This is a genomic window from Streptomyces sp. NPDC127092 (assembly GCF_042722475.1).
GTDB lineage: Bacteria > Actinomycetota > Actinomycetes > Streptomycetales > Streptomycetaceae > Streptomyces.
The window spans coordinates 18854-35040 of sequence record NZ_JBHXFE010000006.1; the positions used below are offsets into that span (position 1 = coordinate 18854).

At 71.9% G+C, this 16187-nt stretch carries 14 protein-coding genes; 2 read left to right on the forward strand and 12 right to left on the reverse strand.

Annotated elements, in window-relative coordinates; all coding sequences use genetic code 11:
- Positions 1–16: 16 nt before the first annotated feature.
- The 10 genes from pstA to mshD all read right to left on the reverse strand — a co-directional run bounded on the left by pstA (position 17) and on the right by mshD (position 10956).
- On the reverse strand, positions 17–1087 hold the full coding sequence (pstA, locus tag ACFWJO_RS06905) for a phosphate ABC transporter permease PstA (RefSeq protein WP_386863764.1): 1071 nt from the start codon (positions 1085–1087) through the stop codon (positions 17–19).
- Positions 1084–2058, reverse strand: a complete 975-nt coding sequence (gene pstC, locus ACFWJO_RS06910) for a phosphate ABC transporter permease subunit PstC (RefSeq protein WP_386863765.1) — start codon at positions 2056–2058, stop codon at positions 1084–1086. Before pstC ends, pstA begins: the two co-directional genes overlap by 4 nt.
- Before the next feature lie 132 nt (positions 2059–2190).
- The gene (gene pstS / locus ACFWJO_RS06915; RefSeq protein ID WP_386863766.1) at positions 2191–3327 is read right to left on the reverse strand and encodes a phosphate ABC transporter substrate-binding protein PstS; all 1137 of its coding nucleotides are present in this window, start codon (positions 3325–3327) and stop codon (positions 2191–2193) included.
- Positions 3328–3608: 281 nt separating this feature from the next.
- Complete coding sequence (locus ACFWJO_RS06920; RefSeq protein WP_386863767.1) at positions 3609–4019, reverse strand: NUDIX hydrolase; 411 nt, start codon at positions 4017–4019, stop codon at positions 3609–3611.
- A complete protein-coding gene (locus tag ACFWJO_RS06925) occupies positions 4016–5101 on the reverse strand; it encodes a CHAD domain-containing protein (protein WP_386863768.1) in 1086 nt (361 codons plus the stop codon). Before ACFWJO_RS06925 ends, ACFWJO_RS06920 begins: the two co-directional genes overlap by 4 nt.
- Positions 5088–7544, reverse strand: a complete 2457-nt coding sequence (locus ACFWJO_RS06930) for an RNA degradosome polyphosphate kinase (RefSeq protein WP_386863769.1) — start codon at positions 7542–7544, stop codon at positions 5088–5090. Before ACFWJO_RS06930 ends, ACFWJO_RS06925 begins: the two co-directional genes overlap by 14 nt.
- Positions 7545–7648: 104 nt before the next feature.
- Positions 7649–8653 (reverse strand): ABC transporter permease, encoded by a 1005-nt coding sequence (locus ACFWJO_RS06935; protein WP_386863770.1) that lies wholly within the window; start codon positions 8651–8653, stop codon positions 7649–7651.
- Positions 8650–9495, reverse strand: a complete 846-nt coding sequence (locus ACFWJO_RS06940; RefSeq protein WP_386863771.1) for an ABC transporter ATP-binding protein — start codon at positions 9493–9495, stop codon at positions 8650–8652. The genes ACFWJO_RS06935 and ACFWJO_RS06940 overlap by 4 nt, the downstream gene beginning before the upstream one ends.
- A complete protein-coding gene (locus tag ACFWJO_RS06945; RefSeq protein ID WP_385693069.1) occupies positions 9492–9890 on the reverse strand; it encodes a GntR family transcriptional regulator in 399 nt (132 codons plus the stop codon). Before ACFWJO_RS06945 ends, ACFWJO_RS06940 begins: the two co-directional genes overlap by 4 nt.
- Before the next feature lie 139 nt (positions 9891–10029).
- Positions 10030–10956: a mycothiol synthase gene (gene mshD, locus ACFWJO_RS06950; protein ID WP_386863772.1), complete on the reverse strand. Its 927-nt coding sequence runs from the start codon at positions 10954–10956 to the stop codon at positions 10030–10032.
- A gap of 199 nt (positions 10957–11155) precedes the next feature.
- Here mshD and ACFWJO_RS06955 point away from each other — a divergent pair, with 199 nt between their 5' ends.
- Both ACFWJO_RS06955 and ACFWJO_RS06960 read left to right on the forward strand, forming a co-directional pair.
- Positions 11156–13000 carry a bifunctional metallophosphatase/5'-nucleotidase gene (locus tag ACFWJO_RS06955; protein ID WP_386863773.1) on the forward strand — a complete coding sequence of 615 codons (1845 nt, stop codon included), beginning with the start codon at positions 11156–11158 and terminating at the stop codon, positions 12998–13000.
- A gap of 142 nt (positions 13001–13142) precedes the next feature.
- Complete coding sequence (locus ACFWJO_RS06960; protein WP_386863774.1) at positions 13143–13994, forward strand: phosphatidylinositol-specific phospholipase C domain-containing protein; 852 nt, start codon at positions 13143–13145, stop codon at positions 13992–13994.
- Here the strand turns inward: ACFWJO_RS06960 and ACFWJO_RS06965 are convergent.
- Positions 13991–15415, reverse strand: a complete 1425-nt coding sequence (locus tag ACFWJO_RS06965; protein WP_386863775.1) for an ATP-binding protein — start codon at positions 15413–15415, stop codon at positions 13991–13993. The genes ACFWJO_RS06960 and ACFWJO_RS06965 overlap by 4 nt on opposite strands.
- The gene (locus ACFWJO_RS06970; RefSeq protein WP_386863776.1) at positions 15412–16167 is read right to left on the reverse strand and encodes a response regulator transcription factor; all 756 of its coding nucleotides are present in this window, start codon (positions 16165–16167) and stop codon (positions 15412–15414) included. The genes ACFWJO_RS06965 and ACFWJO_RS06970 overlap by 4 nt, the downstream gene beginning before the upstream one ends.
- Between the last annotated feature and the right edge of the window lie 20 nt (positions 16168–16187).

The window sequence follows — 16187 nt, forward strand, 5'->3', positions numbered from 1 at the left end:
TCCAGTGTGCCGCGCGTCAGCGGCCGGTCTTGGGGGCCTTCCAGCGGGCGATGCCGCGGGCCACCAGGTTGAGGATCATGACGAAGGCGATCAGGACGAGCGCGGCGGCCCAGGCACGGGCCACCGAGGCGTCGGTGCCGACCGCGTACTGCTCGTACACGTAGAGCGGCAGGGAGGACTGGGCGCCTTCGAAGGGGTTCGGGTTGATGAGCTTCGTACCGAACACGAGGAGCAGGACGGGGGCCGTCTCGCCGGTGATGCGGGCGACCGCGAGCATGACGCCCGTGGTGATGCCGCCGATCGCGGTGGGCAGGACCACCTTCAGGATCGTGCGCCACTTGGGGACGCCGAGGGCCAGGGAGGCCTCGCGCAGCTCGTTCGGGACGAGCTTGAGCATCTCCTCGGTGGAGCGGACCACGACCGGCATCATCAGGATCGCGAGGGCCATCGCGCCGGCGAACCCGGAGGGCCCGAAGCCCAGCATCAGGTTCCAGGTGGCGAGGACGAAGAGGCCCGCGACGATCGACGGGATGCCCGTCATGACGTCGACGAAGAAGGTGACCGCCTGGGCGAGCTTTCCGCCGCCGTACTCGACGAGGTAGACCGCGGTCAGGAGGCCGATCGGGGCGGCGATCAGGGTCGCGATGCCGACCTGCTCGATGGTGCCGAGCAGCGCGTGGTAGACGCCGCCGCCGGCCTCGGCGTCGAGGACGCCGTTCATCGAGTGGGAGAGGAAGTAGCCGTCGAGGACTTCCAGGCCCTTGCTGATGGTGACCCAGGCGAGGGACAGCAGCGGGACGACGGCGAGGACGAAGCTGACCCAGATCAGGCTGGTCGCGACGCGGTCCTTGGCCTGCCGGGAGCCCTCCACCTTGGTGGTGATGGCGTACGTGGCGAGGACGAAGACCAGCGCGGAGATCAGGCCCCACTGGACCTTGCTGTGCCAGCCGGCGGCGAGGCCGATGCCGGAGCCCACGGCGACGGAGCCGACGGCGACGGCGGCCGGCGTCCAGCGCGGGAGGCGGGCGTGGGAGAGCGAGCGGCGCGGGGTCACGGTCACGGGACGCTCCTGGATCGCGTGGCTCATGCGTTCGCCCCCGAGTACTCCTTGCGGCGCGCGATGATCATGCGAGCGGCGCCGTTGACCAGCAGGGTGATGACGAAGAGGACGAGACCGGAGGCGATCAGCGCGTCCCGGCCGAACTCGTTGGCCTCGTTGAACTTCGCGGCGATGTTCTGGGCGAAGGTGCCGCCGCCCGGGTCGAGCAGGTGGCCCGACAGGACGAAGCTGGGCGAGAGGACGACGGCCACGGCCATCGTCTCGCCGAGGGCGCGGCCGAGGCCCAGCATGGAGGCGGAGATGATGCCGGAGCGGCCGAAGGGCAGCACCGACATGCGGATGACCTCCCAGCGCGTGGCGCCGAGGGCGAGGGCGGCCTCCTCGTGCATCCGCGGGACCTGGAGGAAGACCTCGCGGGTCACGTTGGTGATGATCGGGAGGATCATGATCGCCAGCAGGATGCCGACGGTGAACATGTTGCGGGCGACGCCGTCGCTGGACTTGTCGAAGATGTACGTCCAGCCCATGTACTGGTCGAGCCACTTGTTCAGGCCGCCGAGGTAGGGCACCAGGAAGATGGCGCCCCAGAGGCCGTAGATGATGCTGGGCACGGCGGCGAGCAGGTCGACCACGTACGCGAGCGGCTTGGCCAGCCTGCGCGGCGCGTAGTGCGAGATGAAGAGCGCGATGCCGATGGCGACCGGCACGGCGATCGCCATGGCGATGACCGAGGAGACGATTGTGCCGAAGGCGAGGACGGCGATGCCGAAGACCGGCGGGCTGCCGGCCGGGTTCCACTCGAAGGTGGTGAAGAAGTTCGTGCTGTCCTGCGAGATCGCGAGGACGGCGCGGTAGGTGAGGAAGACCGCGATCGCGGCCATGATCACGAGCAGGGTGATGCCGGATCCGCGGGACAGGCCGCTGAAGATGCGGTCACCGGGGCGGGTCGCGTTCTTGGCGCGCCGGCCCTTTCGTATGTCTGGTGTGGTCGTAGCCATCTGGTTTCTCCGGTCTGCGGAGCGGTACGGGCGCGATGCGTGGATCGCGGGTGTACGGGCTCCTGGCGGCGGTGCACCGGATGCCGGGCGCGGCCCCCCTACGGGAGGCGAGGGGCCGCGTCCGGCGTGGGATCAGGACAGGGTGGGGACGATCTCGCGGACCTTGGTCGCGATCTCGGCCGGGAGCGGGGCGTAGCCGGCGTCGGAGAGGACCTTCTGGCCCTCCTCGCTGGCGGTGTAGTTGAGGAAGGCCTTCAGGGTCGAGAGGGTCTCGGCCTTGTTGCCCTTGTCGCAGGCGATCTCGTACGTGACGAGGACGATCGGGTAGGCGCCCTCGGCCTTGGTGGCGTAGTCGAGGGACAGCGCCAGGTCGCTGCCGGTGCCCTTGATCTTGGCGGCGGCGATGGCCTTGGAGGCGTTCTCCGTGGTCGCGGCGACCGGGGCGGCGGCGCCGGTGTTGATGCTGACCGTGGAGATCTTGTTGGCGGTCGCGTAGGAGAGCTCGAAGTAGCCGATGGAGCCCTCGGCGTCCTTGACCGCGGTGGCGACGCCGGAGGAGCCGTTCGCGGCCTGGCCGCCCTGGGCGGGCCACGACTTCGACTTCGGGTCGTACTTCCAGTCGGCCGCGGCGGCGGTCGACAGGTACTTGCCCAGGTTCTGGGTGGTGCCCGACTCGTCCGAGCGGTGGAAGGCCTGGATGGTGGAGTCGGGGAGCTTGGCGCCCGGGTTCAGCTTGGCGATCGCCGGGTCGTTCCACTTGGTGATCTTGTTGTCGAAGATCTTGGCGATGGTGGAGGCGTCCAGGACCAGGTTGTCCACGCCGTCCAGCTTGTAGCCGATGGCGATGGGGCCGCCGACCATCGGCAGGTTGACGCCCTTGCCGCCCTTGCAGATCTTCTGCGACTCGGCGACCTCTTCGTCCTTGAGGGCGGAGTCGGAGCCGGCGAAGGAGACCTGGCCCTGGTTGAACTTGGTGATGCCGCCGCCGGAACCGATCGGCTGGTAGTTGATCTCGACGCCCGAGCAGGCGGCCTGGAAGTTCTTGACCCAGAGGTCCATCGCGTTCTTCTGCGCGCTGGAGCCGGCGGCGAGCAGCTGGCCCTTGGCACCGTCGCACTTGATGTTCGACGCGGCGGCGGACGTCTTGCCGCCGTCCTTGGTGGGCTCGTTGTTGTTGTCCGAACCACACGCCGAGAGGACGAGCGCGCCGGAGACGACGAGGGCACCGATCGCGGAGGCGCGAAGCCCGTTCTTGCGCGAAAGCTTCACTTTCGGGTGTTCCTTCCAGAAGTCGCCTGCCGTGGACCGTGTGTCCTGTCGTTGTACGGCGGCGCGTGTCGGGGTGGTGGGCGCATCGCTGTGCTCTGCACCGTGTACAGCCGAAATTAGGCAGATCAGGTGAAGCGGCCGACGGGGGAGAGTGAACGGAAGGTGAACCATGCCGGAAGGTGAGGTGCGAAGCCGGCCGTGTCGCGCGACGGCTCCGGAGGGTGTCCCCGAGGCCCGTCCGGCGGCCTCCGGGGCAGGCCCCGGGGTCCGCGGGGCAGGTCCTAGTGGGCCGTCGTCGCGAGGAGGGCGTCCAGGAGCTCGCGGTCCCGCGGCTGGGTGAGGCGGGTGCGGGCCTCGGCGGGCGGCAGCCAGAGCAGGGCGTCGATCTCCTGGCTCGGGGTGAAGCTGCCGCCCAGGGCGCGGGCCGCCCAGTAGTGGACCTCCTTGGGGCGGCCGTGCGCGAGGTACTGGACGGAAGGCAGCCGGATGCCCAGCTCGCACGACTGGCCGGTTTCCTCCTTGACCTCGCGCACCGCGCAGGACGCGAGAGTCTCTCCGCGCTTGAGCTTGCCCTTCGGGTGCGACCAGTCGTCGTACTTCGGGCGGTGGACCAGGGCGATCTCGAGGGCGGCGGAACCGTCCTCGTCCGCCGCGGCCCGGCGCCACAGCACGACGCCCGCCGCGAGGATCACGGCACCGCCACGGTCGCCCGGGACCAGGCCCGCTGGAAGGCGAAGCGGGCGGCCTCGACCTCGTGGCGCTGGTCGGCGTGCAGGACGCCCAGGGCGTAGGCGGTGGCCGGGGCGATCCGGGGGGTGCGGGCGGCGGCGGCCGCGGCCGCGGCGGCCTCGGCGGCGTCCCTGTGCCGGTCCAGGGCGCGGCCGGCCTCGTAGAGCACCGGGTCCGGTTCGGCGCCGCCGCGCAGCACCTCGCCGGCGTAGCGGTGCAGCCGGAGCAGGCTGCGGGTCTGGTGCCAGGGCGTGTCCTGGGCCTCTCCCGCGGCGAGCGCGAGGGCCTCGGCGTTGTACGGGTGGGCGGCCCGGGACAGCGGCAGCGCACCGACCGCGTCGCGCAGCCGGTGCTCGACGACCAGCGCGGGCGCCTCCAGGACGTCGGCGGCCCGGGCGGAGCCGGCCGGGCCGAGCGGCACCTCGGAGGCGAGCAGGGCGACGGCGTCGGCGACGGCGTGGAACCGGGAGGAACCGAGGGCCTGGAGCGCGGCGGAGTGGGCGCGGGTCCTGGCGAGGGTCAGCTGGCGTTCGAGGAGGGCGCCGGCCCGGGCGGCACCGACGGCCATGCCGCGGCTGCCCTCCGTACCGCGGGCGGCGGGCACCGGGCCGCCGTGCGGCGAGCCGTCGCTCGACAGCCGGGACAGCGCGTCCACCAGGCGGACGAGCCGGGAGGTGCAGGCGTGCTCCAGGGCGAGGGTGCCGGAGAGCCAGGCCAGCTCGGTGCGCAGCTGGTCGGCCCAGGCGCCGTCCAGGAGCGGGCGGAAGGTGTGGAGGGTGCCGCTGATCCGGCGGGCCGCCGCCCGCAGGGTGCGGGCGGCCTCCTCGGCGCCGCGGGTGTCGGCCCCGCTCTCGGTGTGCAGCCGCAGGCCGCGGAGGAAGTCCGCGGCCCGGGCGTGCAGGTACGGGGCGAGGACCTCGCCCGCCGAGAGCTCGGACGGGGCGGCGTCCGGAGCCGTGGCCGGCGCGGGGCCCGCCACCGTGCTCCGTGGGATGCCCGGACCGGTGCCCTGCGGGATCTCCGAGGTGATGTCAGGGTTGTGCACGCCGGCGCCTCCGCGCGTCGATGAGCATCTCCTGGACGTGCCGCAGCGGCTGGCCCTCGGGGTCGGTCGCGTGCCGCGTCCAGTTCCCGTCCGGTCCGAGGTGCCAGGAGGAGGTGGTGTCGGACATCCCGGTCTCCATGAGCCGGGTCAGGGCGGCCCGGTGGGCGGGGTCGGCGACCCGGACGAGGGCCTCGATGCGGCGGTCCAGGTTGCGGTGCATCATGTCGGCGCTGCCGAGCCACACCTCGGGCTCGCCGCCGTTGCCGAAGGCGAAGACGCGGGAGTGCTCCAGGAAGCGGCCCAGGATCGAGCGGACCCGGATGTTCTCGGACAGGCCCTCGACGCCGGGCCGTACGGCGCAGATGCCGCGGACCCAGATGTCGACCGGCACGCCGGCCTGCGAGGCCCGGTAGCAGGCGTCGATGACGGCCTCGTCGACCATCGAGTTGACCTTGATCTTCACGTACGCGGGCCGGCCGGCGCGGTGGTGGGCGATCTCCTTGTTGATCCGGGAGACCAGGCCGTCGCGCAGCGACTTGGGGGCGGTGAGCAGCCGCCGGTAGGTCTCGCGCCGGGAGTAGCCGGAGAGCCGGTTGAAGAGGTCGGAGAGGTCCGCGCCGACCTGCGGGTCGGCGGTGAGCAGGCCGAGGTCCTCGTAGAGGCGGGCGGTCTTGGGGTGGTAGTTGCCGGTGCCGACGTGGCTGTAGCGGCGCAGGACCTCGCCCTCCTGGCGTACCACCAGGGAGAGCTTGCAGTGGGTCTTGAGACCGACGAGGCCGTAGACGACGTGGCAGCCGGACTCCTCCAGCTTGCGGGCCCACTTGATGTTGGCCTGCTCGTCGAAGCGGGCCTTGATCTCGACGAGGACCAGGACCTGCTTGCCGGACTCGGCGGCGTCGATCAGGGCGTCGACTATCGGGGAGTCGCCGGAGGTGCGGTACAGGGTCTGCTTGATCGCGAGGACGTCGGGGTCGGCCGCCGCCTGCTCCAGGAAGGCCTGCACCGAGGTGGAGAAGGAGTCGTACGGGTGGTGGAGCAGCACGTCGCGCTCGCGCACCGCGGCGAAGATGTCGGGCGCGGAGGCGGACTCGACCTCGGCGAGGTCGCGGTGGGTGCCGGCGACGAACTTGGGGTACTTCAGCTCGGGCCGGTCCAGGCCCGCGATGCCGAAGAGGCCGGTGAGGTCGAGCGGGCCGGGCAGCGGGTAGACCTCGGAGTCGGAGATCTTCAGCTCGCGGACCAGCAGGTCGAGCACGTACGGGTCGATGGACTCCTCGACCTCCAGGCGCACCGGCGGGCCGAAGCGGCGCCGCATGAGCTCCTTCTCCAGGGCCTGGAGCAGGTTCTCGGCGTCGTCCTCCTCGACCTCCAGGTCCTCGTTCCTGGTCACCCGGAACATGTGGTGGGCGAGCACCTCCATGCCGGGGAAGAGCTCCTCCAGGTGCGCGGCGATGACGTCCTCGAGCGGGACGTAGCGCTCCGGGGAGGCCTCCAGGAAGCGGGAGAGCAGCGGCGGCACCTTGACGCGGGCGAAGTGGCGGTGCCCGCTGACCGGGTTGCGGACGACGACCGCGAGGTTGAGGGAGAGCCCGGAGATGTACGGGAAGGGGTGCGCCGGGTCCACGGCCAGCGGGGTGAGGACCGGGAAGATCTGCTGCCGGAACAGGGTGAAGAGGCGCGCCTGTTCCTTCTCGGTGAGCTCGGGCCAGCGGATCAGGTGGATGCCCTCGTCGGCGAGGGCGGGGGCGACGTCCTGCTGGAAGCAGGCGGCGTGCCGGGCCATGAGCTCGCGCGAGCGGGTCCAGATGAGGTCGAGGACCTCGCGGGGCTGCAGGCCGGAGGCGGAGCGGGTGGCGACACCGGTGGCGATGCGGCGCTTGAGGCCGGCGACCCGGACCATGAAGAACTCGTCGAGGTTCGACGCGAAGATCGCGAGGAAGTTCGCCCGTTCGAGGAGGGGCGTGTTCGGGTCCTCGGCGAGTTCGAGGACGCGCTCGTTGAACGCGAGCCAGCTGCGCTCCCGGTCGAGGAAGCGGCCCTGGGCGAGCTCGCCCGCGGAGCCGTCGTCCTCGTACACGTCGAGGTCGGCGTCCAGGTCGGGCGCGAGGTCGCTCACGGCGGCGCCGTTGACGGCGTGCGGGCGGTGCGCCGCTATGGACCCGAGGGACGGCTGGGCGTGCGTTCCGGCCGCCTCGGCCGTGCTGGACGTGGACGGGCGGGCGGAGGTCTTGGACGCCTTCGCGGCCGTCTTCGCGTTCGTCTTGGCGTCCGTCTTGGCGGACGCGTTCGTGGACGACTGGACCGGGACCTCGGCGGGCTGCTGGCTCATGGCCCCATTCTTCCGCGCGAAGGGCTGGTCGGGCGCGTCGGAGCGGGCCGTGGGGGAAGGGAGTCTCCCTTTGGGAAGTCTGCCCTTCGGATGTGCGGGCACGGAGCGCTTCATTGCGTGAGCGTCGCAAGCGCGTCTGAATGATTGGTAACGGGGACGTGACGTGAGGGAATCGGGGGCGGGGCCGCATCGGGCCCCGCCCCGGTGTCCCGGGCCGCCTACGGCAGCCGGGCGCGCAGGACGCGGAAGGCGGCGAGGAGCGCGAGGGCGGCCAGGGCGAGGAGGATGCCGGTCTCGATGAGCTGCGTGGGCCAGTAGTGGGAGTACGGGTGGTAGTCGAGGTACTGGCCGGTCACGCCGTGGTCGGTGAGACAGGTGTCGTACGCCCTGTTCCACGCGTTGTTCCACGCCTCGTCGGACGGCAGCTTCGCGTCGTCGGGAACCATGGCCGCCGCCCGGTCCCAGCAGACCGCGTCGTCCATCCGCCCGCCGGAGCGGGTGGTCAGGCCGGTCTCCATCATGAGGGAGCCGTCCGGCATCGTGAGGGTGGGGCCGACCGGCCCGGTGACCGTGAGCACCGGCAGGAAGGACCAGCGCAGGGCGCCGAGGACCATCAGCACCACGCCGGTCACCAGGCCGGTGGCCGCCATGGCGAGCAGGGTGCGCCGCACGAGCAGGCCGACGAGGGTGCCGACGCCGACGGCGGCGACGACGTACGCGAGGAGCACGACGCCCGCGGCCTCGTACGGTCCGCGGTCGCCCCAGGAGAGCTGGTACGTGCCCGAGACCCGGCTCCAGCCGATCCGGAAGACGCCCATGAGGGCGAGGGTGACCACGACGGCGGAGAGGCCCGCGGTGAGGACCTTGGCGCGCAGCCAGGCCGCCGGGGCCACGGACTGGGTGAGGCTCAGCCGGTAGGTGCCGGACTCGAACTCGCGGGCGACGAGCGGTCCCGCGACGAACGCGCCGGCGGCGAGCGGCAGCAGGAGCAGGTACACCGACGCGTACTCCATGGCCAGGCGCAGCACCTCGTAGGCGAGGTTGTCGTCGCCGCGGACCCAGTAGCCGTCCTCCACCCAGCGGTCGGGCGTCTGCGCGTCCCAGACGCGCAGCGCGAGGGTGCCGGCGAGGGCGAGGGCCACGAGGGCCGCGGCCGTCCACAGGGTCCGGCGGAACTGGCGGACCGTCACCCAGGCGAGGCCCTTCGGCGCGAGGGTGCTCATGACCGGGCTCCTTCGGGAGTGCGGAGGTGGGCGAGGAGGAGGTCCTCCAGGGTGGGGTCGGTGACCTCCCACGGGCCTTCGACGGGGCCCTCGCGGCGTATCAGCGCGGTGAGCTGACGGCCCGTGGTGCGGGAGTCGACGACGGTGTGCGGGGCCAGGTCGGCGTCGCCGGCGGGCCCGGTGAGCAGGACGTGCCCGGAGAGGAGGTCGTCGACGGCGCCGTCGAGGCGGATCCGCCCGTTCTGGAGCAGCAGCAGGTGGTCGCAGGCACCCTCCAGCTCGGTGAGGATGTGCGAGGACATCACGACGGTGGTGCCGTGCTCGGCGGCGTCGGCCATCAGCAGGCCCATGAGCTGGTGGCGGGCGAGCGGGTCGAGGTCGGCCATCGGCTCGTCGAGCAGCAGCAGTTCGGGCCGCTTGCCGAGGGCGAGGGCCAGGGCGATGCGGGTGCGCTGACCGCCGGAGAGCTCGCGGACGAGGGCGCCGGGGTCGAGCTCGTCGGCGATCACCCGCCGGGCGGCGGCCTCGTCCCAGCGGCCCGGATTGAGCTCGTGGCCCATGCGCAGGGTGTCGGCGACGGTGAGCCGCGGGTACAGCGGCTTGTCCTGCGCCACGTACGCGAGGCGTTCCCGCGGCGGTGCCCCGACCGTGCCCTCGGTGGGGCGGAGCAGGCCCGCCGCGAGGCCGAGGAGGGTCGACTTGCCGGCGCCGTTGGGGCCGACGAGGGCGCAGACGCGGCCGGCCGGCAGGGCGAAGGAGCAGTCGCGCAGCGCCCAGGGCCGGGACCGTCCTCCGTAGCGTGTGCCGAGGCCTTCCGCCCTCAGCGCGATCTCCGGTGTCATGCGTCCCCCTTGTGGTGCTCGTTCTCGAAGAACTCGTTCAGTACGGAAGTGAAGAGGGCCGCCACGTCGTCCCGCTCCAGGCCCTCGGCGCGGGCCCGGCGGGCCCAGTCGGACAGTTCGCCGCGCAGCGGCGAGCCGGCGGGGCCGGTGCCGAGGGTGGCGCGGACGAAGGTGCCGAGGCCGCGGCGGGCCTCGACGAGGCCTTCGCGTTCCAGCTCGCGGTAGGCCTTGAGGACCGTGTTCGGGTTGATGGCGGTGGCCTCGACGACCTCGCGGGCCGTCGGCAGCCGGTCACCGGGCTCCAGGAGGCCCATCCGCAGCGCCTGTTTGGTCTGCTGGACGATCTGGAGGTAGGTGGCGACCCCGCTGCGCCGGTCGATGCGGTAGGCGAGCACGTGCGTACACCACCCTTTCACTAATCAAGTAGTGAAAGGGTGGTGCAAAGAAGGGGGCGGTGTCAACCGCCCCCTTCCGGCGAGGTGTTGCGCCGGTCCCGGACCAAGCGCTCAGGCCTCCGCGCTCAGGCCTCCGCGCTCAGGACTCCGTGCGGTACATCAGGTCCACCTCGTGGGTCCGGAAGCCGAGTCCCTCGTACACCCGCACCGCCGCCGTGTTGTCCGCGTCCACGTACAGCATCGCCGTCGGCAGCGTCTGCGCCGCCAGGTGCCGCAGACCGACCGCCGTCAGTGCCTTGCCGAGGCCGCCGCCCTGGGCGTCCGGGCTCACGCCCACCACGTACACCTCGCCCAGCTGCTCCTCGGCGTGCACCTTCGTCCAGTGGAAGCCGATCAGCTTCCCCTCCCGCTCCGCGAGGAAGAAGCCCTTCGGGTCGAACCACGGCTCCGCCATCCGGTCGTCCAGGTCCCGCTGGGTGAGCGAGCCCTGCTCCGGGTGGTGGGCGAAGGCCGCCGCGTTCACCGCGAGCCAGGCCGCGTCGTCCACGCCGGGCACGAAGGTGCGCACGGTGACGCCCTCGGGGAACACCGGCTCCGGGATGTCGAGCGGCACCAACGGCCGGCGCAGCTGTCGCAGTTCCCGGAACAGGGTGAGCCCGAGCACCTGCGCCAGGTGCCGGGCGGCCGACTTGCCGCCGTGCGCCCAGACCCGGAGCCGCTTGCCGGACGCGTCGAGCAGCGCGGCGCCGAGCGCGCGGCCGTGCCCGCGGCCCCGGTGCGAGGGGTGGACGACCAGCTCGGCGGCCGGGGCCTCGACCGGGTCGGTCTCCTCCAGCTGGGCGTAGCCGTACAGGTGCGAGCCGACCGTGAGCAGGAAGTGCCGCACGCCCTCCCGCCTGCCGTGGCGCAGATAGAGCCGGCCCTGCTCGGACACGGCGTGCACCCCGTCGGCGCGGTCGGCGGCCTCCAGGAGGTCGAGCACGGCCTCGACCTGTTCGGGGCCCAGCTCTTCGTAACTGTTGATCTGCCGTCCGGGTTCGAGGGCCGGCGCCGAGTCAGAAGTCATGCCTACGAGCCTACGGCGGTGTCGCTCCGGCCCGTGGGAGATCACCCGGAGACTGTCAGGTGGGCGTCCCGCACCCCGCTCCCCGCCCGCAGAGTGAGCAAAGTCAACCAGCTCGTAACCCGTGACCCCCTGTTGCGCTACGCGCGTTGACCCTAGGCTGCGCGGGCAAGACCGGAGTCGTTCAGGGAACTGGGGAGAAATGGCAGCGACACGGAAGAACAACAAGGCGGTGCGGCGGATCCTCGCCGCGGGGGCGGGACTCGCCACCGCCGGTGCGCTGGTGGCGGCGCTGCCGGCCGGCGCCTCGCAGGACCGGGCCGAGGACGCCGGATACGGCAACGGCAAGGGCTGGGGGCGGATGGTCGACGTCCAGCTGCTCTCCTTCAACGACCTCCACGGCAACCTGGAGCCGCCGTCCGGCTCCTCCGGCCGCCTCACGCACCGGAACGAGGACGGCACCACCCGGACCATCGAGGGCGTCGGCGGCGTCGAGTACCTCGCCACGCACCTGCGCCAGGCGCGCGAGGGGCACCGGTACTCGATCACGGCGGCCGCGGGCGACATGGTCGGTGCCTCGCCGCTGGTCTCCGGTCTGTTCCACGACGAGCCGACCATCGAGGCGCTCAACAAGCTGAAGCTCGACGTCACCTCCGTGGGCAACCACGAGTTCGACGAGGGCGCGCGCGAGCTCGCCCGCATCCAGAACGGCGGCTGCCACCCGGTCGAGGGCTGCTACGAGGAGGGCCGGTCCTTCTCCGGCGCCGACTTCCCGTACCTCGCGGCGAACGTGACGGACGAGAAGACGGGCCGTCCGATGCTCGACCCGTACTTCGTCTGGGAGCGCGACGGCGTCAAGATCGGCTTCATCGGCGTGACCCTGGAGGGCACGGCGGACATCGTCAACGCCGACGGCATCAAGGGCCTGAAGTTCGGCGACGAGGTCGAGACGATCAACAAGTACGCCAAGGTGCTGGAGAGCAAGGGCGTGAAGTCGATCGTGGCCCTGCTGCACGAGGGCGGCATGCCGGCCTCCGGCGCGTACAACTACGACTGCGACACCCCGGGCGCCGGCGCCGGCATATCCGGCCCGATCGTGGAGATCGCCAAGAACGTCACGCCGCAGGTCGACGCCCTGGTCACCGGCCACACCCACCAGGCGTACGCGTGCAGCATCCCGGACCCGTCCGGCAAGCCGCGCACCGTCACCTCGGCGGCCTCCTTCGGCCGGCTGTACACCGACACGACGCTGACCTACGACCGTCGTACGAAGGACATCGTCCGCACCGCCGTCGCCTCCGCGAACCACGTCGTCACCCGTGACGTGACCCCGGCGCAGGACATGACCGACCTGATCCGCCACTACAAGACGATGTCCGCGCCGGTCGCGAACCGCCCGGTGGGTCACATCTCGGCCGACATCGAGAACCCGCTCCCGGACCCCAAGAAGCCGTTCGTCGACGTCGAGAGGCCGGCCGGCTACCTGATCGCCGACGCGCAGCTGGAGGCCATGGCCCCGGCGGACAAGGGCGGCGCGCAGCTCGCGCTGATGAACCCGGGCGGCGTCCGCATGCCGCTGACCTACGCGCAGTCCGGTGGTGAGGGCGACGGCGTGGTGACCTACGCCGAGGCGTACGCCGTCCAGCCGTTCACCAACATGATGACGACGGTCGACCTGACCGGCGCCCAGCTGATCACCGCGCTGCAGCAGCAGGTCAGTGGCGCGAACCTGGCCAGTCCGAAGTACCTGCAGGTGTCGAAGGGCTTCACGTACACCCTGGACACGACCAAGACCGGCGCGGACCGGATCGTGGTCGACTCGGTGAGGCTGAACGGCGAGGCGATCGACCCGGCGAAGACCTACCGGGTCGCGATGAACGAGTTCCTGGCGGCCGGCAGCGACGGCTTCCCCGTACTGAAGGAGCACAAGAACAAGCTGGTCGGCGTCTCCGACCTGGAGGCGCTCATCGCCTACATGAGCGCCCACTCCTCGGCGAGCGCCCCGCTGGCGCCGCCGGCGCTGGGCCGGGTCACGATCGTGAAGTAGTCGGTCGTCACGGCAGGCAGGGGCGGCGTCCGCAACGGCGGGCGCCGCCCTTCGGTGTATCCGGAGTGCATGACCGCCCGTGCCTCCGTCCGTACGCGACACGGGCTGGCGGTATTGATGTGAACCTGTCATAGTCCGCCCCATGGACCGACGGCACTTACTCAAAGGGGCACTGGGGGCGGGAGCCGCAGTGCTTTTCGGGGCGCCCAGTGCCTCGGCCGCAGACACACGGGACTGGATGGCTGCCCACGGCGACCCCACCCCGCTCCAGAAGCTCACGATCCCCGGGACCCACGACTCCGGAGCCCGCTACGGCGGGCTGTGGACCGAGTGCCAGAACACCACCATCGCGCAGCAACTCGACAGCGGCATCCGGTTCCTGGACGTCCGGTGCCGGGTCACCGGCGGATCCTTCGCGATTCACCACGGCGCCTTCTACCAGAACCTGATGTTCGGCGACGTCCTCGTGGCCTGTGGGAACTTCCTCGCCGCCCACCCCAGCGAGACCGTCCTCATGCGGGTCAAGCAGGAGTACTCGACCGACTCCGACGCCACCTTCCGCGCGATCTTCGACGACTACCTCGACAACCGCGGCTGGCGGTCCCTCTTCCGCATCGGCGACGGCGTGCCCACGCTCGGCGAGGCCCGCGGCAAGGTGGTGCTCCTCGCCGACAACGGCGGGCTGCCCGGACTGCGCTGGGCCGACAGCGCCCACTTCGACGTGCAGGACGACTACCAGGCCGAGCCCTTCGCCAAGTGGCCCAAGATCCGCGACCAGTTCCGCGAGGCCGCCGCCCGGCCCGGCCCGTTCTACGTCAACTTCGTCTCCACCGCGGCCGGACTGCCGCCCCGCTGGAACGCCGACCGGCTCAACCCGCAGGTGCACGCGCTGATCGACGGCGAGGGAGCCGGCTGGAAGGGCCTCGGCATCGTCCCCATGGACTACCCCAACACCCGCCCAGGACTCGTCGAGTCCCTCATCCGTCACAACTAGCCCGAACCCGCCTCCGAGCCCGCGCCCGACACCTCCGGCGGCGGTGTCGGCGCGCCCGGCAGCCGTACCGTCGCCACCGTGCCGCCACCGCCGTCCGACGGTGCGGCGAGCGCCACCGAGCCGCCCGCCTGCCCGATCGTCCGGGCCACGATCGACAGGCCGAGGCCCGAACCCGGCAGGCTCCGCGCCGACGGCGAACGCCAGAACCGGTCGAAGACGTGCGGCAGCTCGTCCGCCGGAATGCCCGGACCGTGGTCCCGCACGGTCAGCTCACCGCGCATCAGCCGCACCTCGACCGTCCCGCGCGGCGGCGAGAACTTCACCGCGTTGTCCAGGACGTTCACCAGCGCCCGCTCCAGGGCCGCCGGCTCCGCCCGTACGTACCAGGGCGCGAGGTCCGTCTCGAAGCGCAGCTCGGGACCGCGCAGCCGCGCCCGGTCGAGGGCCGAGCGCAGGACGGTGTGCAGCGGTACGACCTCCAGCGGGCCCGGCGCCGCCGCCTCCGGCCGGGACAGCTCCTGGAGGTCGCCGATCAGCGCCCCCAGCTCCGTCATCTGCGCCTTCACCGAGGCCATCAGGGCCCGCCGGTCCTCCGGCGGCAGCGCGCGGCCCGTCTCCTCGCTGCGCGCGAGCAGCTCGACGTTCGTACGGAGGGAGGTCAGCGGCGTCCGCAGCTCGTGACCCGCGTCCGCGATCAGCTGCGCCTGCCGGTCCCGTGAGGTCGCCAGCGCCGCCGTCATCGCGTTGAACGAACGCGAGAGCCGGGCGATCTCGTCCTCGCCCTCCACCGGGATCCGCACCGTCAGGTCCTCGGTCGCCGCCACGTGCTCGACCGCGCCCGTCAGCCGGTCCACCGGCGCCAGGCCGGTCCGCGCCACCCACAGCCCGGCAGCGCCCGCGCCGACCACGCCGACGCCCGACACCAGCAGCAGCACCCAGCCGAGCGTCGACATCGAGTTGTCGACCTCGGAGAGCGGCCGGGCCAGCGAGACGGCCATCCCGGGACGGTTCGGGTCGGCGTACGTGTACACCCGCATCTCCCGGCCGTCCTCGTCCCTCGTCGTGTGCAGCGTGTCGTCGAGCAGCCCGTTGGCCACCGCCACGTCCGCGTTCTGCGCCGGGACCTTCGCCTTGCCGGACGTGCAGACCGTGCCGTCGACCAGGATCAGCTGCACCGTGTACGAGGCCAGCGGAGGCGCCTGCCGGCCCGAGCGGCAGCCGGTGAGCACCAGGTTCAGATAGCCGTTGTCCACCTTGCTGCTGCGCAGCGCCGAGTCCAGCTCGTTCTCCAGCTGCGCCCGCGTCACGAACCAGCAGGCCAGCGAGACCGCCGCCACCGCGACCGCCACCGCGAGCGCGGTCAGCAGCGCGAGCCGGGACCGCAGCGGCCGCGACCGGAACCACGCGAGCGGGCTTCTCACTCCGGACCTCCGGCCCCGCCGCGCAGCACGTAGCCGACGCCCCGCACCGTGTGCACCAGGCGCGGCTCGCCGCCCGCCTCCGTCTTGCGCCGCAGATACATCACGTACACGTCCAGCGAGTTCGAACTCGGCTCGAAGTCGAAGCCCCACACCGCCTTCAGGATCTGCTCGCGGGTGAGCACCTGCCGCGGGTGGGCCAGGAACATCTCCAGGAGCGTGAACTCGGTCCGGGTCAGCTCCACCGGCCGCCCGCCCCGGGTCACCTCCCGCGTGGCCAGGTCCATCCGCAGGTCCTCGAAGGCGAGCACCTCGCCCGCCGGCCCCTCGGCGGGCGCCGTCCGGACCGCGTACGAGCTGCGCCGCAGCAGCGCCCGGATCCGCGCGAACAGCTCGTCCAGCTCGAAGGGCTTCACCAGGTAGTCGTCGGCGCCCGCGTCCAGGCCGGTGACCCGGTCGCCGACCGTGTCACGGGCCGTCAGCATCAGGATCGGCACGGTCGAGCCGGCGGCCCGGATCCGGCGGGCCGCCGTCAGCCCGTCCATGCGGGGCATCTGGACGTCGAGGACGACGAGGTCGGGCGCGTACGACTCCATCTTGGCGAGCGCGTCGAGCCCGTCGACGGCGTCCTCCGTCCCGTAACCCTCGAACGCGAGGCTCCGCCGCAGCGCCTCGCGGACGGCGGGCTCGTCGTCGACGATGAGGATGCGCTCGGCGCCTTCGGCCTCTTTCCGGTGTCCCTGCTGTCCCGTCATGGGCTCAGCGTCCCATGCGT